The organism is Amycolatopsis camponoti (assembly GCF_902497555.1).
Lineage (GTDB): Bacteria > Actinomycetota > Actinomycetes > Mycobacteriales > Pseudonocardiaceae > Amycolatopsis > Amycolatopsis camponoti.
The window spans coordinates 524,666-545,018 of sequence record NZ_CABVGP010000002.1 but is presented as its reverse complement, the minus strand read 5'-3'; the positions used below and the strand labels follow the sequence as shown (position 1 = coordinate 545,018).

18 protein-coding genes are annotated in these 20,353 nt (G+C 70.6%); 6 read left to right on the top strand and 12 right to left on the bottom strand.

Going from position 1 to position 20,353, the window contains the following annotated elements:
• The first annotated feature begins 38 nt into the window (after positions 1-38).
• On the top strand, positions 39-404 hold the full coding sequence (locus AA23TX_RS23025) for a hypothetical protein (RefSeq protein WP_155544934.1): 366 nt from the start codon (positions 39-41) through the stop codon (positions 402-404).
• On the opposite strand, the gene AA23TX_RS23020 is transcribed toward AA23TX_RS23025, so the two are convergent.
• The 5 genes from AA23TX_RS23020 to AA23TX_RS23000 all read right to left on the bottom strand — a co-directional run bounded on the left by AA23TX_RS23020 (position 390) and on the right by AA23TX_RS23000 (position 4,401).
• Complete coding sequence (locus AA23TX_RS23020; RefSeq protein WP_230862681.1) at positions 390-1,214, bottom strand: SMP-30/gluconolactonase/LRE family protein; 825 nt, start codon at positions 1,212-1,214, stop codon at positions 390-392. The genes AA23TX_RS23025 and AA23TX_RS23020 overlap by 15 nt on opposite strands.
• Entirely contained in the window at positions 1,211-1,576 is a 366-nt protein-coding gene (locus AA23TX_RS23015) for a DUF1761 domain-containing protein (protein ID WP_155544932.1), read from the bottom strand. Before AA23TX_RS23015 ends, AA23TX_RS23020 begins: the two co-directional genes overlap by 4 nt.
• Before the next feature lie 72 nt (positions 1,577-1,648).
• Positions 1,649-2,542: an ABC transporter permease gene (locus AA23TX_RS23010; protein WP_155544931.1), complete on the bottom strand. Its 894-nt coding sequence runs from the start codon at positions 2,540-2,542 to the stop codon at positions 1,649-1,651.
• Positions 2,529-3,320 carry an ABC transporter ATP-binding protein gene (locus tag AA23TX_RS23005; protein WP_155544930.1) on the bottom strand — a complete coding sequence of 264 codons (792 nt, stop codon included), beginning with the start codon at positions 3,318-3,320 and terminating at the stop codon, positions 2,529-2,531. The genes AA23TX_RS23010 and AA23TX_RS23005 overlap by 14 nt, the downstream gene beginning before the upstream one ends.
• Positions 3,321-3,339: 19 nt before the next feature.
• Positions 3,340-4,401: an ABC transporter substrate-binding protein gene (locus AA23TX_RS23000; protein WP_155544929.1), complete on the bottom strand. Its 1,062-nt coding sequence runs from the start codon at positions 4,399-4,401 to the stop codon at positions 3,340-3,342.
• 187 nt (positions 4,402-4,588) lie between these two features.
• On the opposite strand from AA23TX_RS23000, the gene AA23TX_RS22995 reads away from it, so the two are divergent.
• Positions 4,589-4,990, top strand: a complete 402-nt coding sequence (locus AA23TX_RS22995; protein ID WP_155544928.1) for a hypothetical protein — start codon at positions 4,589-4,591, stop codon at positions 4,988-4,990.
• A 35-nt stretch (positions 4,991-5,025) separates the two neighbouring features.
• Positions 5,026-5,412, top strand: a complete 387-nt coding sequence (locus tag AA23TX_RS22990) for a hypothetical protein (RefSeq protein WP_155544927.1) — start codon at positions 5,026-5,028, stop codon at positions 5,410-5,412.
• A 202-nt stretch (positions 5,413-5,614) separates the two neighbouring features.
• On the opposite strand, the gene AA23TX_RS22985 is transcribed toward AA23TX_RS22990, so the two are convergent.
• Genes AA23TX_RS22985 through AA23TX_RS22975 form a run of 3 tightly spaced genes read right to left on the bottom strand, consistent with a single transcriptional unit; the run spans position 5,615 to position 8,690 of the window.
• Complete coding sequence (locus AA23TX_RS22985) at positions 5,615-6,616, bottom strand: S-adenosylmethionine:tRNA ribosyltransferase-isomerase (RefSeq protein WP_155544926.1); 1,002 nt, start codon at positions 6,614-6,616, stop codon at positions 5,615-5,617.
• Positions 6,613-7,284 carry an SDR family NAD(P)-dependent oxidoreductase gene (locus tag AA23TX_RS22980; RefSeq protein ID WP_196425489.1) on the bottom strand — a complete coding sequence of 224 codons (672 nt, stop codon included), beginning with the start codon at positions 7,282-7,284 and terminating at the stop codon, positions 6,613-6,615. The genes AA23TX_RS22985 and AA23TX_RS22980 overlap by 4 nt, the downstream gene beginning before the upstream one ends.
• Before the next feature lie 44 nt (positions 7,285-7,328).
• On the bottom strand, positions 7,329-8,690 hold the full coding sequence (locus tag AA23TX_RS22975) for a purine-cytosine permease family protein (RefSeq protein WP_155544924.1): 1,362 nt from the start codon (positions 8,688-8,690) through the stop codon (positions 7,329-7,331).
• 169 nt (positions 8,691-8,859) lie between these two features.
• Between AA23TX_RS22975 and AA23TX_RS22970 the strand changes: the two genes are divergently transcribed.
• Positions 8,860-10,377 carry a sensor histidine kinase gene (locus AA23TX_RS22970; RefSeq protein WP_155547248.1) on the top strand — a complete coding sequence of 506 codons (1,518 nt, stop codon included), beginning with the start codon at positions 8,860-8,862 and terminating at the stop codon, positions 10,375-10,377.
• A gap of 48 nt (positions 10,378-10,425) precedes the next feature.
• Here AA23TX_RS22970 and AA23TX_RS22965 read toward each other — a convergent pair whose 3' ends face one another.
• Together AA23TX_RS22965 and AA23TX_RS22960 are read right to left on the bottom strand one after the other, a co-directional pair.
• Positions 10,426-12,357 (bottom strand): S53 family peptidase, encoded by a 1,932-nt coding sequence (locus tag AA23TX_RS22965; RefSeq protein WP_155544923.1) that lies wholly within the window; start codon positions 12,355-12,357, stop codon positions 10,426-10,428.
• 303 nt (positions 12,358-12,660) lie between these two features.
• Complete coding sequence (locus tag AA23TX_RS22960; RefSeq protein ID WP_155544922.1) at positions 12,661-13,803, bottom strand: ROK family transcriptional regulator; 1,143 nt, start codon at positions 13,801-13,803, stop codon at positions 12,661-12,663.
• 58 nt (positions 13,804-13,861) lie between these two features.
• Between AA23TX_RS22960 and AA23TX_RS22955 the strand changes: the two genes are divergently transcribed.
• On the top strand, positions 13,862-15,100 hold the full coding sequence (locus tag AA23TX_RS22955; protein WP_155544921.1) for an MGH1-like glycoside hydrolase domain-containing protein: 1,239 nt from the start codon (positions 13,862-13,864) through the stop codon (positions 15,098-15,100).
• On the opposite strand, the gene AA23TX_RS22950 is transcribed toward AA23TX_RS22955, so the two are convergent.
• The gene (locus tag AA23TX_RS22950; protein WP_155544920.1) at positions 15,079-16,851 is read right to left on the bottom strand and encodes an alpha-L-fucosidase; all 1,773 of its coding nucleotides are present in this window, start codon (positions 16,849-16,851) and stop codon (positions 15,079-15,081) included. The genes AA23TX_RS22955 and AA23TX_RS22950 overlap by 22 nt on opposite strands.
• Positions 16,852-17,241: 390 nt before the next feature.
• On the opposite strand from AA23TX_RS22950, the gene AA23TX_RS22945 reads away from it, so the two are divergent.
• On the top strand, positions 17,242-18,429 hold the full coding sequence (locus AA23TX_RS22945; protein WP_155544919.1) for a glycoside hydrolase family 88/105 protein: 1,188 nt from the start codon (positions 17,242-17,244) through the stop codon (positions 18,427-18,429).
• A gap of 308 nt (positions 18,430-18,737) precedes the next feature.
• Here AA23TX_RS22945 and AA23TX_RS22940 read toward each other — a convergent pair whose 3' ends face one another.
• Positions 18,738-20,219: a glycoside hydrolase family 28 protein gene (locus AA23TX_RS22940; RefSeq protein WP_155544918.1), complete on the bottom strand. Its 1,482-nt coding sequence runs from the start codon at positions 20,217-20,219 to the stop codon at positions 18,738-18,740.
• Positions 20,220-20,353: the final 134 nt, after the last annotated feature.

Sequence of the window (20,353 nt, the reverse complement as noted above, 5' to 3'; positions counted from 1 at the left end):
CGACGGCGAGGGCGCCGATGGCGTGCCATGCTTCCGTGATGGAGGACACGGACCTGGTGCAGACCGGTATCGGCCTGCTGGCGTCGGTCTACCGACTTCGCCAGAACCTGGAGAACGACGGCGAGGCCGGCGCGAGCGGTTACCCCGAGCTGCTCGAAGGAGCGCTCGACTTCACGATGACGGCGGACTCCCCCGTGCCACCGGAGTACCTCGCCGACGTCCAGGACATCGTCAAGCAGGCGGTCGACGAGCTGGCGCACCGCCAGGAGGCGGTCATGCGCGGGCTGCTGATGGGGTTCGTCAAGGTCGTCGAGGCCTACGAGGAGGAAAATCCCGGGCCGGACGTCCTGCACCTCCTCCAGCAGCTCTCCCTCGAGGTCGCCGTCGACTCACCGGAGGACTGATCGGCCGACCGGAACCGGGTGGGCCAGGATCTCGCCCGTCCGGTCCGCCGCGTCCACGCCGCCGACGCCCCGCCACTCCTGGGTCACCACGAACAACGTGTCGTCGCTCAGCGCGCAGGCGAAGCAGCCGTGGCCGAACGTCAGCCGCTCCAGCACCCGACCGCCCTCTTGGACCCGGGTGCACGACCGGTTCGGGACGTCCGACACCCACACCGCGCCCGAGGCGTCGAGCGCGATGCCGTCCGGGACGCCGTCGCCCAGGTCGGCCCACACCCGGCGGCCGGTCAGCGAGCCGTCCGGCCGGACGGAGAACGCGGTCAGGCGCTTCGCGTACGACTCGGCCACGATCAACGTCGAGCCGTCCGGGGTCAGGGCCATGCCGTTGCCGAACGCGATCCCGTCGGCGACCTCGCGGACCTCGCCCGCCGCGCTCACGTGGAGGACCAGCCCGGGCCGGAACTCCTCCCCCGCCATCAGGTCGAAGCCGCCCCCGTTGACGTAGCAGCCGCCGTCGCGCGCCACCACGATCTCGTTGTACCCCGACCCGCCCAGCTCGGCGTGGGTGACCGGACCGGACTCGGTGAGCCGCAGCAGGAGGCCGTCCGACGAGGAGACGACCAGCGGCTGCCCGTCGAGGAAGTCGAAGCACATCGGCATGGTCGGGAAGTCCGCGCGGAAGACCACCTCGCGCTGTCCCGCCGGGGTGACGGCGACGATTTCGTGGGCCAGCCAGTCGGCGAACCACAGGCGGCCGTCGTGCCAGCGGGGGGACTCGCCGAACGCGATCCCGTCGAGGAGCGGTTCCGTCATCGCCACCCTCCCAGCACCAGTGCCACGACGACGATCTTCACCAGCCAGTCGCCCGCGTGCAACGCGGCCAGCCGGACCGGGACACGCTCGTGCAGCACCGAACCCGCCAGGATGATCACCGGGAACCCGGCCCACACCAGCACCGCCAGGCCGAGCACCGGCCAAGAGGTGGCCGCCGCCAGCACCGCGAACACCACCACCAGCGCGAGCGTCCGCCCGAACTCCGCGCCCATCCGCCACGGTGAGGGCCGCGCCGCCGCGCCCGCCGCGCTCAGCTCGGCCCAGACCCGTCCGAACACCGTGTACCAGACCGCGCTCACCACGACCGCGGCCACCGCCGCCACCAGCACCGGGACAACCATCGCCTGCTCCCTTCGTCCGCTTTCGAAGGGGACGTCGACGCCGGCGACCCGGCTTCGACATCGGGCGGGGAACTAGAGCGAAGAAGTCAGCCCGCGGGCCCGCAGCACCGCGCGCTCCATCGGGCGGAACACCAGCAGCTCGATCCCGACGCCGACCAGCAGGATCAGGAAGATCGCCGCGATCACCGTCTCGATGCTGTTCAGCGACGACCCCTGGTTCAGGTACGCGCCGAGGCCGACGCCCAGCTGTGGCGACAACGCGATCAGCTCGGCGGCCATCAGCGAACGCCACGAGAACGCCCACCCCTGCTTCAGCCCCGCCAGGAAGCCGGGCAGGGCCGCGGGCAGCAGGATGTGCCGGGCCGACGAGAGCCGGTTCGCGCCCATCACCTGGCCGACGCGCGGCAGGATCGGCGGGATCTGGTCGATGCCGGACACCAGGCCGTTCGCGATCGACGGCACCGAGCCGAGCAGGACGACGAAGTAGATCGCGCCGTCGTTGATGCCGAACCACAGGATCGCGGCCGGCACCCACGCCACCGACGGCAGGCTCTGCAGCCCGCTCAGCAGCGGCCCGATCGCCGCCCGCACCACCCGGACCTTGGCCACGACCAGGCCCAGCGGCGTGCCGATGACCACGCCGGCGATGAAACCGAGCGCGGCGCGGTGGACCGACGTCCAGACGAAGCCGAACACCTGGCCGTCGGCGACGCGGCCCCAGAACTCGTCCCACACCGCCAGCGGCGCGGGCAGCTGGGCCTCCGACCAGAACGCCGCCGCCCAGAGGACCTGCCAGACGACGATCAGCAGGACGAGCGCGAGCACCGGCGGCAGGAAACCCCAGGCGAACCGCTTCCAGAAGCTCGGGCGGCGCTCGCCGACCGGGGCGTCGAGCGAATCCAGTCCGGCACCGACCGCGTCGAGGTCCTCGACAGCGTCCGCTTCGGACCGGTCAAGCTGCGGCATGGGTACTGATCACCTCTCGCAGGTGCCCGGTGATCTCATCGGTGAGCTCCTCGGCGTCGGCCAGCGGGACGTCCGTCCACTCCCGGACGACCTTGCCCGGCCGCGACGACAGCAGCACGACGCGCTGCCCGAGCCGGACGGCTTCGCGCACGTCGTGGGTCACGAACAGCACCGACGTGCCGGTGCTGCGGTAGACGCGCAGCAGCTCGCCCTGCAGGACGTCACGGGTGATGGCGTCGAGCGCGGCGAACGGCTCGTCCATCAGCAGCAGCGCCTGCTCCGGGTCGCCGCCGACGCGCAGGGTCGCGGCCAGCGCGCGCGCCAGCGCGACCCGCTGCCGCATCCCGCCGGACAGCTCGTGCGGCCGCTTGCCGCCCGCGCCGTTCAGCCGGACGAGCTCCAGCAGCTCGGCGGCCTTTTCGCGGCGCTCGGCGCGCCCGAAGCCGGCCAGCCGCAGCGGCAGCTCGACGTTGCGGGCGGCGGTCAGCCACGGCATCAGCGCGGCCTCCTGGAACATGACCGCGGGCCGCGAGGTGTTCAGCGTGATCTCCCCCGCCGACGGCGCGTCCAGCCCGGCGACCAGGTTCAGCAGCGTGCTCTTGCCGCACCCGGACGCGCCGAGCAGGCAGACGAACTCGCCGGGCGCGACCGTGAGGTCCACGCCGTCGAGTGCGACGACCGCCCGGCCGGCCGGGCCGAACGTCTTGCGGACGCCGTCGAGCCGGACCGCGGTCGCGCCGGTGAAGCTGCTCCGGCCGGTCGGGAGGGTCGTGGTCATCGCTGGCTGCCTCTCGGGATCACTTGGCGAGTTCGGGCGCGTTCACGGACGGCTGGTTCTTCTCCTTGAGGACGTCGTTGAGCGGGCCGAAGTCGGCGAAGCCTTTCAGCGCGACCGCCGACTTGACCACCCCCGCCGTCACCGAGTCCTGCGCGAGCTGCGGGAACTCGGCCGGGATCGGGTCGGTGGTCAGCTCGATGCCGGAGAACGCGCGGTCGATTACGCCCTGGCTAAGGCTGCTGCCGGCGAGCTCCTTGAGCGCGCTGTTGACGACGGTCTTGGCGTCCGCCGGGTTGGCCTTAGCCCAGTCGATCGCGGCGAGCTGGCCCTTGAGCACCGCCTTGACGGTGTCCGGGTGCTGCTGCAGGAACTCGCTGCGCACGATGACGACAGTGGTCGGGAAGCGGCCGCCGGGCCACAGGTCCTTCTCGTCGACCAGGACCTTCGCGCCGGCGTCGAGGACCAGCCGGGACGCCCACGGCTCGGGCAGCCAGCCGCCGTCGAGCTCGCCCTTCTTGAAGGCGTCGAGCGTCTTGGAGTTGTCCAGGTTGGTGATCTTGACCTGGTCGGTCAGCTGCTTGCCGGCCAGGAACTTCTTCAGGGCGACGTCCTGGGTGTTGGCCAGCTGCGGCGTGGCGATCGTCTTGCCCTTGAGCTGGTCGACGCCGGTGATGTCCGGCTTGACGACCAGCTGCGCACCGCCGGAGACGGCGCCCGAGATCAGCTGGATCGTGCCCTTGGACTTGGTGAAGGCGTTGATCGCCGGGCCCGAGCCGATGAAGGCGATGTCGAGCGAGTTGCCCAGCAGCGCGTTGACCTCGTCGGGGCCGGCGTTGAAGGTCTGGGTGGTGAGCTTGGTCGAGCCCAGCTCTTGCTTGAAGAAGTCCTTCTTGACGCCGATCAGCGCGGGCGCGTGCGTGACGTTCGGGAAGTACCCGAGCCGCACCTCGCCGGCGGCACCGGCGTTCGCGGCCGGGGCGGCGGTGTTCTCCGCGGCGCGGGAACAGCCCGCGAGCACGCCCACGGCGGTCAGGGCGGCCAGCGCCGAGGCCAGGAAGCGGGTTCTGTGGTGGGTGCGCACGTCGGCGTCGCCTTTCGCGGGATCGGTGTCGGGGCGAGGTTCGCACGGTCACCCACTCAGGCGCATAGCCATCCGCATCCCGGGAAATCCGCTGAGATTTCTTGACACGGGTATCGGCGTGCGCCTATAGGCAACCGCCCGGCCCCCTCGCGCGTGGTGGTGATCGGACGACTTCGAGGGGGAACGGATGAAGACAGTCGCGGAGATCCGGCTGATGGTCCTGGTGGCGTACGCGGTGTGGGCGGGCTGCGCGCTCGGGCCGATCGGGGCCGACTGGCTGACCGCGATCGGCCTGGGCGAGTGGACGGCCGTGGTGCTGGCGGCCGCTCTGGGCCCGGCCTGCGTGGCCGTCGGTTTCCTCTTCTGGCGGTTCACGGGCAAGCGTCCGGCCCGCCGGACGGCCCCGCTGCTCGGCCTGGCCGCCCCGGTCACCGTCCTCGGCCTGTCCGGCCTGGTCACCGGGTCGGCGACCCGCGGTCACACGTTCGTGCTCGTCTTCACGGCGGTCCCGCTGGCGATCTTCTTGCTGGTCGCGCTCGCGCGGTGGCGAACCGTCCGGCGCACCGAGGCAACCTCCGACGTCACCTGAACGTGGTACGAGTGACGACGAATTCGGGAGGAAACATGACAAGCCGACGGGGCCAGGGAGCCACCGGCGTCCGCGTGGCGCTGGTCGTGCTGTTCATCGGGATGGGCCAGGCGACGTTCGAGTGGTTCAGGTCACTGGGGATGGACGCGGTGACGAGCCTGGTGGTCTGGGCGATCCCGGTCTTCACGGGGGCGGCGGTGACGCTGGTGTTGTGGCTGGCGTCGGACCGGGCGTTTTCGTTGCGGAACTGGCTGCCGGTGGCGGTGAGCATCCCGGTGTACCTGGGCGGTGCGTTCGGCCTGGTCACGGGCGAGGCGAGCCTGGTGGCTTCGATCGTCACCGGCGTGGGGCTGGGGATCGCGGTGGTATCGGTGGCGGGGTTGCTGCGAGCCCGACGTCGCGAGGAGCCGGCGCGACGGTAGCGGCTCGACTTTGTCCACAGCCCGGGCCTGATGTGGAGGGGCAGGCCCGGGCTGTCGTTTTCCCGGCTTTTCGTCGGGTGGCGTCGGTAGGCTGGATGCGGGGCCGGACCCCCGGAGAGGGCGGGGGCTGCTCTGGGGCGGGGCGCTCGGCCGGCGGCGCAAAACCCCCGCTGCCGCCCGCAGCACCGGCCACCACACCGCGTCACCGGCGCAGCAGCAGGGAAACGTCGCCGAACTCGTGCCACAGGTACCGGCGCTCCACCGCCGCGTCGTACGCTCGCTGGACCAGGCCCCTCCCGGCCACCGCCTCCAGCAACAGCAGGTGGGACGCCTCCGGTGCGTGCAAGCCCGTGACGATCCCGTCCACCACCCGCGCCGGACGTTCGGGGCCCAGGACCAAATCCGTCCACCCCTCCGAAGTCCCCTCGGCGGCCGACTCCAGTGCTCGCGCCGCCGTGGTGCCCACCGCGATCACCCGGCCCCCCTGGGATCGCACCCACGACACCAGCGCCGCCGTTGTCGGGGGCACCCGGAACCGCTCCGCCTGCGGTGGCTCGCCCGCCTCCGGCGACGACACTCCCGTGTGCAGCACCAGCGGCGCGAACAGCACACCGTCGGTCACCAAACGCACCACCAGGGACTCCGAGAACGGCCGCGCCGCCGAGGGCATCTCCGCGCTTCCCGGCTCGCGGGCGAACACCGTCTGGTAGTCCGGCAACGGCCACGCCCGCGGCACGTACCCGTAGCGGATCGGGCGGCCCGCCGCCGACAAGAACCCCGGCACCGAACCCTCCACCGCCACCGCGGCCCGCCACAACCGCGCGACACCCGGCGAAGCCGGGGCCAGCAACGTCAGTGACGCGCCCCCGGGCAGCTCGAGGCGCTCCCCCGCCCGGCCGTCGAGCAGGGGGCCGCCGGGCGCGCGCAGCTCGATGACCCACGAACCGTCGTCGAGTGAGGTCGAGAAGTGGACCACGACCGGCCGGCCCGCGCGGACGGCGTCGACCGCCGCCGGCAGCGTTCCCGACGTGTTGACCACCAGCAGGTCCCCGGGGCGAAGGTGCGAACCCAGGGACGAGAACACCGTGTGGTGGACGCCCGCGGGCGACGCGACCAGCAGGCGGACCTCGTCCCGCGCCAAGCCACGCGCCTCGGGAGGCGCCGACGCCGACAGCCCGTCCGGCAGGTCGAACCGGATGTTCATGCGCTCACCAGCAGGTCCGCCGCCCGGTAGCGGCCGCTCGGCGGACGCTCCTCCAGCAACCGCAGGAACGCCGGGACCGCGGACGACGGCAGCGGCCGGTCCGAGATGTCCTCGCCCGGGAACGCGCGCTGGTGCATCGCCGTGCGCAGGTCGCCCGGGTCGACCGCGTACACCGCCAGGTCCGGGTTCTCCGCGCCGAGCACGGCGGTGACCTGGTCGAGCGCGGCCTTCGCCGAGCCGTAGCCGCCCCAGCCTTCGTACGCTTCGACGGCGGCGTCCGAGCTGATGTCGATGACGGTGCCCCGGGCGCGCGTCAGCGCGGGCAGCAGCAGCTGCGTCAGGGCGAGCGGCGCGAACACGTTCACGCGGTAGACGTTTTCCAGCTCCGCCAAGGGATAGCTCCCCAACGGCGGCAACGGGCTGACGCCCAGGGAACTGGCGTTGTTGACGAGCAGGTCCAGAGATGGACAGGCGTCGGCGAGCGCGGCGCGGTGGGCCGGGTCGGTGACGTCGCCGGGAACGGCCGTGAAGCCGGTCTCGCGGGCGGCGGAACCCAGAGCGGCCGCGTCCCGGCCGTCGCCGATGACTGTCCACTTGCGACTCACCAGTGCGGCGGCGAGGGCACGGCCCAGGCCCGCGGATGCACCGGTGACGAGTGCGGTTGGCATGGTTCCTCCTTCGAGGGGTACCACACCATCGTCAGACCTCTACATTACTTGAGGTCAAGGCGGCGCCGCAGCGGGAAGTACGCTGCCAGCGAAACGACGAACCCGACGTAGTACGCGAGATCGGCGCCGTGCAGCGCCGAGGCGACCGGTCCGGTGTAGAGGGACGTGTTCATGAACGGCACCGCCGCGCCGAACCCCACGACGAACGCCACGAGCGCGGCCCAGGGACGCACGGACGTCGACTCCAGCACGTCCACGCGCCGCCCGCCGCGGGTCCGCGCGAGCCAGTCCGGGATGACGACGCCGAGGAACGGCGGGATCCAGTAGCTGACGAACAGCAGCACGTTCTGGAACTTGGCCGCCAGCTCGCCGCTGTGCATCCAGAGGATCAGCGCGAACGCGAGCACCGTGACGATCACCGCCGACACCGGGCGCCGCAGCCGGACGCCGACGGTCTGCAGGGCCAGCGAGCCGCTGTAGTCGTTCATCGCGTTCGACGACACCGCCGCGAGCGCGATCACCGCCAGCGCCAGCGCGCCCAGGAAGCCGCCGCCGAGGAGTGCGGCGACGCCGGTGGCCGTCTGGTCGCCGAGCGACGACCCCAGCGCGAGCCCCAGGGTTTCGCCGATCGTGTACGAAACGACGAGACCGAGCAGCGTCGCCCAGAAGACGCTTCGCGAGGACGTCGAAGCGGGCAGGTAGCGGCTGAAGTCCGACGCGTAGGGCGCCCACGAGATCGCCAGTGACAGCGTGATCGTCGTGAACAGCACGACACTTCCCGCCAGGTCGGCGCCCGAGGCCGTGTCGGCGGTCGCGATCGGGTGTCCGGAAAGGACCTTCACGGCGAGCGCCGCGAACGCGAGCACCAGCAGCACGCTCATCACCGCCTGCACGCGGTGGATCAGGGCGTAGCCGAACACGCCGAGCGCGCACTGCAGCACCAGCACGATCAGCACCGCCGCCCAGAACGGCAGCCCGGTCAGCTCGGCCAGCGCCTCACCGCCGAACAGGCCGACCAGCGCGTCCCAGGCGATCGAGCCGAGCCACTGGACGAGCCCCGGCAGCACGACGCCGCCGCCGAAGGGCAGCCGGGCGAGCGGCAGCTGGCCGGTGCCGGTGCGCGGTCCCCAGGTGGACAGGTACGCCACCGGCAGCGACCCGAGCACGGTGCCGGCGAGCATCGCGGCCAGGCCCGTCCAGAACCCGAGGCCGTACGCCGCGGCGAGCGTGCCGGTGAACACCGCCGTCATGGTCAGGTTCGGCGCGAACCACACGCTGAACAGGCGCCACGGCCGCCCGAACCGGTTGCCCTCGGGCACCGGCGCGATGCCGTGGGTCTCGATCGCCAGGTCACGACCTCCGCTGGGCATGCGCCCGCCGAAGACCTCCGCACCCAAGCCGCTCATGTGCTGCCTCCTGTCGCGTTCACCCTAAAGCGCGGCCGCGTGGTGTAACGCGACGGCCCGAACGGGCGAATCACGGTTGGCCGTTGCCGGACCGCCGCACACACCCGTCAGGATCACCCGGCGGGGCTCACGGGAGGGTTGCGTGGCCGAGCACCCGCGGACGCTCGCGATGACCGGCCTGCTGGCCGCCGGTTTCGCGCTCGGCGTCACCGCGTTGACGCTGAAGGTGGCCGACGGCGCCCACTCCGCGCTCGACACGGCCCTGAGCACCGCCACGGGGTTCCTGTTCCTGCTGGCCGGCGCGGTCGCGCACGTGCGGCGCCCGGCCAACCCGATCGGCGTGCTCATCGCGCTCGCCGGCGTCGCGGTGTTCCTCGAGGACCTGCAGTTCACCCCGGACCCGGTGCTCTACACGATCGCCGTGCCGTTGCGCGCCGCGTCCGGCCCGGTGATCGCGCACCTCGTGCTCGCCTTCCCGCACGGGAGGCTCCGGTCGCGGTGGGAACGGCTGCTCGTCGCCGCGTCCTACCTGGTGGTGTTCGGCCTGGGCGTGCTCGGGCTGCTCTTCGGCGACGACCCGCGCGACCTGCTGGCGGTCTCCGCCGGCCACGCGGGCCACGGCATCGCCGACCGCGTGCTGGAGCTCACCGCCACGGCGATCAGCCTCGGCGTGATCATCGTGCTGCTCTACCGGTGGCTGACCGGCCGCCTGCCGCAGCGGCGGCTGCTGTCGCCGGTGATCGCGATCGCGCTGTCCGGCGCGCTCGCGTCGGGGGTCGGCACGGCGCTCGGAGACGGGCACCCGCTGTCGGAGCCGCTGCTGCAGGTCTACCGGATCCTGTTCTGCCTGTGGCCGCTGGCGTTCCTGGCCGGCGTGCTGCGCGCCCGCGTCGGCAACGCCGAGATGATCCGGCTGCTGCTGGAACGCGACGGCACCGGGTTGGCCGCGCTGGTGCAGGACGACGAGGTGTGGAAGGACAGCCGGTCGATCGACGCGCTGAACGCGGCGGCCGGCCTGGTGCTGGACAACCAGCGGCTGACGGCGGAGCTGGAGCAGCGGCTGGCGGAGGTGCGGGCGTCGCGGGCCCGGCTCGTCGCGGCCGGTGACGAGGAACGCCGCCGCCTGGAACGCGACCTGCACGACGGCGCCCAGCAGCGGCTGGTGAGCGTGGTGCTGCTGCTGCGGATGACCGGCCGGCGGTACGGCGGTGCGCTGCCGGCCGAGGTCCGGGCGCTGCTGTCCGGCACGGTCGACGAGCTGCAGACGGCGATCACCGAGCTGCGGGAGCTGGCCCGCGGGATCCGCCCGGCGATCCTCACCGAAGCGGGCCTGGTCGCGGCGGTGCGCTCGCTCGCCGACCGGATCCCGATGGAGGTCGCCCTGACGGTCGGCACGGTGCCCCGGCTGGACGCGGCCGTCGAGGCCACGGCGTACTTCGTGGCGTCGGAAGCGCTGACGAACGCCCTCAAGCACGCGCGGACCGACGACGTGGTCGTGCGGATCGCGGTCGAGGGCGCCGAGCTGCGCGTCGAAGTCCGCGACGCGGGTGTCGGGGGCGCGTCGCTCGAGGGCGGAACCGGGCTGGCGGGCCTGCGCGACCGCGTCGAGGCCCTGGGCGGCGAGCTGCACGTCACGAGCGACGACGGCGGGACGACGGTCCGGGCGGCCATCCCGCTCCGGACGTGAAAGGACCCCCTCGCCGCAGCGACGAGGGGGCCCTTCGGGAATCACTCGCTAGACGAGCAGCAGGAACAGCAGCCCGTTGGGCGTGCCGAGACCCGTCACGTCGTCGTAGCCCGGGGTCGTGTGGATGGTCAGACCCTGGTAGTCGAGCGTGCGCACCGAGGTGAGCAGGCCGTCCGAAGCGTCGACCGAGTTCGCGTAGTCGACGCGCTCCACGGCGGCGTCCACGTGCTTCACGTCGCTGATCGCCGAGGTGCGGGAGGTCAGCTTGTAGATCACGGGGTTGATGAAGCCGTGGTGGAAGTGGTCGAAGCTGTCGGCCACCGCCATGATGCCGGCGAACACCGGCGACGCGAGGCTCGTGCCGCCGATCCGGTACTGGTCGTAGTAGGCGCCGTCCGGGAAGGTCTGCGTCTGGCCGACCAGGAAGCCGGTGTTCGGGTCGCCGACCGCGGAGATGTCGGGCACCACGCGGCCCTTGTTGTTGCCGGTCTGGTTCTTCTTCGCCAGCGCGTCCGGCACGACACCCTTCTGGTAGAAGGGCTGCGCGAACAGCCGGCTCGTGCCGCCACCGGAACCGCTGGTGTAGTTGGCCGGGCCGTAGACGCCGTTGGTCAGCAGCGACTTGCTGGTCTCCCAGCCGGTCTCGAAGATCCGCTTGCCGTCCTTGCCGATCGCGATGGACGTGCCGCCGACCGCGGTGATCCACGGCGCCGAGGCGGAGAAGTCCGGCGACGGCGTGCCGAGGCGCGCGACCTCGTCACCGTTGTCGCCCGAGGAGAAGTAGACGCCGATGCCCTCGAGCACCGCCTGCAGCGAGATCTGGTTGAAGACCTTGACCTCGTCGGCCGGGATGTCTTCGCCGGTGTCGCCGTAGGAATTCGACACGATGTCGGCCTTGTGGCCGGCGATCACGTAGTTCAGCGCCACGTCGAGGGCGTTGTCCTCGCAGGACTCGCCGCCGACGTACAGGATGTCGGCACCCGGCGCGAGACCGTGAGCGGCCTCGACGTCGAGGGTCTCCTCGCCGTACCAGCCCGCCGCGTCGCACTGGTCCGGCGGCTCGAGAACCGGGTTCGCCGGGAACACGTGCTGCTTGAACTGGCTCTGCTTCAGCGGGTGCTGCGGGTCGTTCTTCTTCGCGTACGTGCTCGCGTCGGAGTAGATGGTCGGCGAGGCGAACGCGTCCACGATGGCGATCGTGGTGCCCTTGCCGTCCGCGCCGACCTTGTCGACGCCGTAGGCCGACCGCAGCTGCGCCGGGGTGTAGCCGCAGGGGGCGTAGGGCAGGTGCTTGCCGTTGTAGGCGGGATCGGTGGTGTCGATCTTCTCGCCGTAGTAGGCGCTGCACGGCCGCGCGTTGCGGAAGCCGGGGCCGGGCGGGACGTCGGCCGGCGTCGCGGAGCCGGTGGCGTGGTCGGGCTTGAACAGGTTGGTCGCCTGGTCGACGCCGACGACACCGAGGACGTCGGCCGCCAGGTTCGCCGGCACCGACAGGTTCTTGTCGGCGGCGCGGAGGGTCTGGCCCTTGACCTTGTACTTGGCCAGCTTGACGCCGAACGCGTTCTGCGTCTGGTCGGCGGTGCCGGTGGCCTCGACGTACGCGCGGTTCGACGGGACGTCACCGACGCTGAACCCGCTGCCGGTCAGCCAGGTCTTGACGGCGTTCACCGTCGCATCGCTGGCCGCGAACCGGTCACGCACCTGGTCCGGGTTGAGGTACTGGCGGTAGGTCTTGCTGTCCGGGTCGGACACGGCCTGCGCCAGCGCCTCGGCGCCGGCGTTGTCGCGCTGGTTCAGGTAGACCCGGAAGCTCAGCTTGGACGCGGGCGCCGTGTCGGCGACCTTCGCCTGCGCGTTCGCCCACAACGGGTGCGACTGCGGAATGTCCTGACGCCCCTGCGCGGACGCCGTCGCCGGCAGGGCGCCGGTCAGGCCACCCACCACCGCGAGCGAAAGGAGCAGGGTGGAGCTTCTTCGCACAGAAATCTCCCTCTTCGAAAGCGGCCCCCAGGAAATGGGCCTGGAACACCGGACGAGACTAGATCGGTGTTCCGCTCGCGGGGAAGTACTTGCGGAACCGTTATCTGGTCGCGAATTCACGGGGTCCCGCGCGTGGTACGGAAATCCGATTTGTCACTCGGATTACGCGAGGAATAATGCTTGATGAGAGGTAAGTCCGATTTGTGGCTGTATTGCGGATCAGGTGGGCGGGGCTCCTGCCACCTACGAAAGTCGGTTGCTCCGTCCACTCGGGACAGTCCGCGGGTGACGGTAGTTCGGCCGTCAGCCCGTCGTCCCGAGCCGCCGATCCACCGCCGCGGGCGCGAACTCCGCCTCCACGACCATGGCCACCGCCCCACCGAGAGCTTCCCCGCGCCCACCGATCTCGACCCGCAGGTTCCGCGTCGAACGCGGCAGCGCCCGCCGGTACAGCACCTCGCGGACCCCCGCCACGAAATGCGGCTCGGCCAGATCCCCGGCGATCACCAGCACGCCCGGGTTGACCACGCACACCAGCGTCGCGAGCACCTCCCCCACCTGCCGCCCGGCCTCCTCGGCGAGCCGCACCGCGATGGGCGAGCCGGCCAGGATCCGCGAACGGACTCCCGAGCCCGACGTCGTCGGCAGGCCCAGGTCCGTCAGACGGGCGGCCAGCGCGCCTCCGCCGGCCACCGCCGCCAGGCAGCCGAGTGAGCCGCACAAGCAGCGCGCGTCCTCGTGGCCGGGCAGGCGGACGTGCCCGATGTCGCCCGCGCCCCCGTCGATGCCGCGGTACACCTCGCCACCGATCACCAGGCCGGCGCCGATTCCGGTGGACGCCTTGACCACGACCAGCGCGGCCGTGTCCGGGTAGCGGGCGCGGTGCTCGCCCAGCGCCATCAGGTTCGCGTCGTTGTCGACCAGCACCGGGGCGCCGAACCGCGCACCGAGGAAGGCGTCGATCGGGTAGCCGTCCCAGCCCGGCATGATCGGCGGCTGCGTGACGCGCCCGCCGCCGGGCTCGACCGGCCCCGGCACCGAAATCCCCACGCCGCACACCGGCCGGTCGACCCCGGCCAGCATCTCCTCGAACCACTCCGCGATCCGGCCGAGCACCGGCTCCGGCCCGTCGGCGACGCGCAGGTCGCCCGCGCGGTGGGCCAGCCGGCGTCCCGACAGGTCGGTGAGCGCGGCCTCGGCGTGCATCGTGTCGACGCTCGCGGCGAGGACGACGGCGTGCCGGTCGTCGAAGCGCAGCCGCCGGGCCGGACGGCCGCCCGTGGAATCCTCCTGAGCGCCCTCGATCAGCAGGCCCGCCGCGTGGAGCCGGTCCAGCCGCGCGGTGAGCGTCGTCCGGGACAGCCCGCTGCGCGTGAGCAGGACTTTCCGCGTGGTCGCCTGCCCGGTCCTGACCAGCTGCAACAGCTCGCCGGCGCTGGTCGTCATCGCCCTCCCCCGTACTTTTGTCCATTGACAATACACAAGTCGGAGATAGATTGGACACATGGACGTAACATGGGGGCGGGCCGCGGCTGTGCTGGAAGACAACTGGCTCGGCTCGTCGACCGTGCCCTCACGCTCGCTCTACCCGCACCAGTGGAGCTGGGACTCGGCGTTCATCGCGATCGGCCTGCGGCACCTGTCGCCCTCGCGCGCCCGCCGTGAGCTGCTGACGCTGTTCTCCGCCCAGTGGCGCGACGGCCGCGTCCCGCACATCCTCTTCAACCCCGACACCCCGCCCGAGGCGTACTTCCCCGGCCCGGACTTCTGGCGCGCGCGGCGGACGTCGGGGCTGATCCAGCCGCCGGTGCACGCGCGGGCGGTGCTCGCGGTGCACGAGGCCGAGCCCGACCACACGTTCCTCGCCACGCTGTACCCGAAACTGCGGGCCTGGCACGAGTACCTGCGGACCCACCGCGACGCCGGCGGGCGCGGGCTCGCGGCGATCGTGCACCCGTGGGAGTCCGGCATGGACAACAGCCCGGCCTGGGACGAGCCGCTCGCGCGTGTCACGCCGTCGGCCGGGTTCGTCCGCCGCGACCTGCAGCACGGCGCCGCCGCCGACCGGCCGAGCGACGACGACTACGGCCGGTACGTCCGCCTCGCCGCGGACTACCGGGACAGCGGCTACCAGGACTTCGGCGACTTCGTCGTGGAGGACCCCGGCTTCAACGCGATCCTGGCCGACGCCGAGCTGGCGCTGGCCGAGATCGCCGTCGAACTCGGCCTGCCCGCGGCCGCCGCCACGCACCGCGAAGCCGCGGCCCGCGTCGAAAAGGCGATGCAGGAAGCCCTGTGGGACAACGGCTTCTTCTTCGCCCGGGACGTCAGGACCGGCGAGCGGACCCGCGCACACACGTGCGCGGGCCTGCTGCCGCTGCTGCTGCCGGACCTGGCCGTCGCCCCGGCCCTGCTGGCGACGGCCACCGGGCCGCGGTTCCGCCTCGGGCGCGTGCACGGCGTCCCGAGCCACGACCTGACCGCGGCGGACTTCGACGCGGGCCGCTACTGGCGCGGCCCGTCGTGGGCCAACGTCGGCTGGCTGGTCCGGCAGGGGCTGCAGCGCCACGGCGAGCACGCCCTCGCCGCCCGGCTGGGCGACGACCTCGTCGAGACGGCGTCACGGACGGAGTTCGCCGAGTACGTCGACCCGCTGACCGGCGCCGGGCACGGCGCCCGGTCGTTCGGCTGGACCGCGGCACTGACCCTGGACCTGCTGGCTCAGCCGGCCGTCGTCGCGTAGTCCGAGCCCAGCCAGGTCTCGTCGATCCGCAGGCGCTTGTAGCGCGTGCTGTCGCTCGACGCCGCGTACGTGCTCGTCACCTGCAAGCGGACGTACCTCGACGTCACCGCCGTGAGATCGACGAACTGGACGCCGCGGTGGCTCGGGAGCGTGCCGGACTTCACCGCGCTCCCCCAGTTCTTGCCGTCGCTCGAGACGAACACCTTGTACGCCTTGATCCGCGCGGACTGTTCGCTGTCCGACCGGGCGTAGCTGACCGAGTCCTCCCGCTGGTTGACGCCGAGGTACTGGACCTTCTTCGCCGAGCCGAGGTCGTAGTCGAGGTTGACCGGCAAGGTCTTGTTGTTGTCGAAGTACGTCAGGTAGTCACCGTCGCTCGCGGCCTGTCCACTGTGGCCACTCGCGGACGCGCTCGCCTTGAGCGTCACCGTCTTCGGGTCGTACGTGCCGGTGCGGCCGGCCGTCTCGACCTTGAACACCGTGTCGTAGGTGTCCCAGCCGGACAGGCCGCTGAGCGTCAGGCTGCCGCTGCCCTGGCTGAAGGAGATCGCCGCGCCGGTGCGCAGGTTCGTCACCTTCGAGACGCGGTAGCCGTTGTCGCGGATCTTCAGGGTGCTGCCGGACGGCTTGGTCAGGACGTGCACGTACTGCGTGTCGCCCTTGATCGTGATGACGCCGTGCGCGCCGTCGTTCCAGAAGCCGGGTTGCATGCCGCCGTACATGTACCCGGCGCCCTCGGTGCCGCCGAGAGACTCCCAGATCGCGCCGAGGTAGGTGTTCGCGAAGTTGTTGAACGCTTCCTGGTTCGACGGGAACTTGCCGTTCACCATCGCCGTCTCGGCCATCAGCGACTTGATCGACGAACCCGAGTTCGTCACCAGACGTCCGATGTTAAGCGCCTTGTTCACCGCCGAGTTCGAGCCGCCGTACCACCACGAGCCGGTGTCGGGCAGCTTGAAACAGGCCTCGGTCAGCCGCGGCATCGCCGTGTAGGTCGCCTGCGGGTAGTCGTAGGACGGCGTCATGCCGGTCTTCTGCTCGTTGCTGATCGTGTCCATGATCGGCGTGTCTTCGTTGTTGTTGCTCAGCAAGTAGTCCGGCCGCTGCTGGTAGATCTGCTGGTACAGGTCGTGGGACTCCCAGTAGGCGTTGTCGTTGTCGATCCAGAACCCGCCGAGGTCCGGGTAGTTCTTCATGACCTCGAAGAAGTTGTCGTAGCTGAACTGGCCGAAGCCGCTCTGGCTGTCGAGGTCGACGGTCTTGCCCTTGTACTTCGAGTAGCCCGCCGAGTCGAGCCACTCGTGGCCGCCCTCGTCGTGCCACTGGGCGTCGTTGGTCATGTAGAGGATGACCTTGAGCCCCTGGGGTTTCGCCGCGGCGATCAGCTCGCCGAGGAAGTCCCGCTTGGTGGTACAGCTGCCGGGGATCTTCGACGGCCAGGCCCGTGAGTAGCCGAGCCGGCTGTGGAACGACGCGAGCACGAGGTACGACGCGTGCAGCTTCTTGGCTTCGGTGACCCAGTAGGCGGGACTCCACCCGCCGTCGGTGATCGCCTTTTCCCAGGCGCTGCAACTGGTGTAGCCGGGTGACGTGCGCATGCCCCAGTGCAGGAACAGGCCCGCCTGACTGTCGCGCAGCCATTGCTGTGACGGCTTCTGCAGGTCGGCCGACGCGGGTGCGGCGAGAAGCCCGGCCACCACCAGCATCGAAGCGCACGCGGCGAGCACCCGGCGCAGGAACTTGGCTGACATCAGTGACCTCCAAGTGGTCTGGTCCACTCGGTGGTGTACTCCTGGGTTCCGGGCACGGTCAATACTGTGATCCGACCTTTTCGCGACGTCCCAGCGGCCGGTACATCACGACTGCGGCCAACCGGGTTAAATATCTGATATATGACACGAGAGATCCGATCTCTCTTGACTCGACCTCCCGGAAGCGAGTAGATGTTCTCCCCAGAGAGCGCTTTCGCTCTCCCCCACCGCTCCGGCGACACGGGCAGCACGCCGCGCCCCCCAGAGCTGGTCGGGATGCCGACGGACGGCGGATCGGCATCCCGGCCACCTTCTTCCCCGGGGACACCTTCGAAGGTGCCCCCGGGGAAGTGCCCGGTCCACCGGGGCCCGTGCACGAAAGGACAACGAATGTCCGAGCACCCCCTTCGCCCGACCCGGCGCGCGGTCCTGGCCGGCACCCTGGGCGCGTTGGGCGCCCTCGCCGCGGCGGGTCCCGTCGCGCGCGCGGCGGACCGGCTACCCCCGATCGGCGGCGCGACGGCACCGGCGGACTGGTCCCGCGCGGTCATCGACTCGACGATGAAGCGCTACACGCCGGCGAAGATCGGCGGCTGGGGCTACACCCTCGGGCTGTACCTCTACGGCCAGTACCTCTTCTACAAGCGCACCGGTGAGCAGAAGTACCTCGACTACATCGTCGCGTGGTACGACCGTTTCATCACCGACAGCGGGATCTCGAACAGCTTCACCAACCTCGACTCGATGCGCTCGTGCCAGATGCTGCCGCTGCTGTTCGCGGAGACGGGCCGCAAGAAGTACAAGACGGCCGCCGACCAGCTGCGCAAGCGGTTCCCGGCCTACCCGCGCACGTCCGACGGCGGCATGTTCCACGCGACGAGCAAGGTCGGCCAGCTGTGGGGCGACGGCGTCTACATGGCCCAGCCGTTCCTCGCGCTGTACGGCGCGGCGTTCGCCGACGGCGGCTACTGCTTCGAGGAGTCGGCGAAGAACCTCGTCGTCTACTTCAGCCACCTGCGCGAACCGGCGAAGGGCCTGCTGTACCACGCCTACGACGAGGACGGCTCCGAGTCGTGGGCGTCCGGCACCGGGCACCACTCGAAGTACCACTGGGCCCGCGCGATCGGCTGGTTCGGCATGGCGGCCATCGACATCCTCGAGGTGCTGCCCGCGAACCACCCGCGGCGGGCGGCGCTGATCGAGATCGTCCAGTTCCTGGCGGCGGGCTACCAGCGCTACCAGGACGCGTCGACCGGCCGCTGGTACCAGGTCGTCGACCGCGGTGGCGACTCGAAGAACTGGCTGGAGACGTCGGCGTCGTCGATGTACACGTTCACGATGGCCCGGGGCGTGCAGCGCGGCTACCTGCCGGCGTCGTACCAGGCGGTCGCGGACCGCGGGTACGCCGGCGTGCTGAAGAAGGTGTCGGTGGGGTCGGACGGCCTGACGAACATCACGGACATCTGCGAGGGCACGAACGTCGGCGACCTGTCGTACTACTACGCCCGCGCCCGCAAGACGAACGACTTCCACGGCCTGGGCGCGTTCCTGATCATGAACGAGCAGTACTCGCACTGACCTCGAGGCGCGCCGCAGAAGGGGCCCCGGCTCACCAGCCGGGGCCCCTTCGTCCGTGCGGAAAAGGGCATCACGCGTGATCGAGGAGGCATCACGCGTGACTGGGGAGGCATCACGCGTGACTGGGGAGGCATCACGCGTGATTGGAGGGTCGACTCGCGTGATGGGGAGGTCGACACGACGTCGCCGGGCGGTTCCGCCGTGTCGACCCTCTGATCACGAGTGATGCCCCTTCAATCACGCGTGATGCCTCTCCCGACACGCGTGGGGCCCCTTCCCGCTCGCGGGAAGGGGCCCCGGCACGCTGGTCAGCAGGTGGAGGTCGAGCCTGAGGTGTTCAGCCGCAGGGCCGAGCCCGACGTCGTCGCCGAGTTCTTGACGCAGTAGCCCGTCACTGTCTGGAAGCCGATGTCGAACGGGCTCTTCGAGCCCTTCTCCGCCGTGAAGTGGTCGAACGTCACGTCCGAGCTGTTGTTCACGATGCTCGCCGGCCGGCCGTCGTCCTTCGCGAACTCCACCGAGCTGTCCACGAACTTGACGCCCGACGCGTAGTGCACGTACCAGCCGTACGACGGCCGCGTGCCGATGCTCTTCGGGTTGTAGTCCGTCGCGTTGTTGCTCGGGACGCCGGTGCCCGCGGTGCCGTTGCCGCCCGGGACGTTCAGGTGGACGCCGGTGAACGTCACGTCGGAGACGCGGTGGGTGCTGTCCGCGCCCCAGATCGTCGGGCTGAAGTTGGTGCCCGTGTGCGTCCCGGTGACGTTGTCGAACGTGATCCCGCTGATCGAGCCGACGCCCGGCTTGTTGCCGCACCTCTTGCGCGTGCCGATCTTCATCATGATCGGCGAATACGTGCCCGACATCGTGATGTTGCGGTAGTGCACGTCGGAAATCTTCGCGCCGTCCATCGAAACGATACCGAGACCCGATTTGTGGGCGCCGGTGATCGTGATGTCCGAGAACTGGTAACCGGTGAAGTCGCCGCACGTCTCGGAACCGAACATCAGCGCGTTGCAGCAGACCGCCGACAGTTTCGCGCCGGTCACCGTGACGTTCCCGTTCGGCAGTTTCGCGCCGAGCGCGTAGTCGCTCTTGAACACGAGTGCGTCGTCGTTCGCCGCGATGGTGGCATTCGTGATCGTGACGTTCGTCGTGCTGATGATGTTCCAGCCGTCGCGGTCGCTCGCCGTGTCGATCGTCAGCTTGTCGGAGACGACGTTCGTGCAGCCGTTGATCAGCGCCGCGAAGTGGCCGCCTCGGCGCAGCTTGATCCCGGACAGCGTGAGACCGTCACAGCGGGTGAGCGAAAGGATCTTGTCGGCCTCGCCGGACTTCGGGTTGCCGGTGATGAGGTTTCCGCCGCCGTCGATCGTGCCGGCGCCGGTGAAACCGATGTTCGTCAGCTTGTCACCGTAGAACATCGCGTTGTGGAAGTGGCTGTGGCCGTAGTCCTGGTAGCTGTCGTTCGGGTTGGACTCGGGCTTGTCGTAACTGTCCGCGCTCGACCCGGTGATCGTCGCGCCCGCGTCCAGCTGGATCGTCACGTTGCTCTTCAGGTGGACCGTGTCGGCCGACTTGTAGTTCCCCGAAGTGAACCGGACGGTACCGCCGCCCGCGGCGTTGGCCGCCGTGATCGCCTTGTCGATGGCGCCGGAATCGTTGGTGGACCCGTTCCCCTTGGCGCCGTAGTCCTTGACGTCGTAAACGCCGCCGGGAGCGGCGGCGGACACCCCCGCACCGGCCACCACCAATGCCGCGACCGCGCAGGAAACCAGCAAGAATCTTTTCACCGTTGACCGCCTTGTCATGATTCGAGCTCGCAATGCTTCGGGAAAGCGGGACATGACGGCGGAGCACTCAGCCTACGAGGGCCGCGAGCGAGGTGTCAAGATCGGCGGGAAAGCGGGGAAAGCCCATTCCCGTG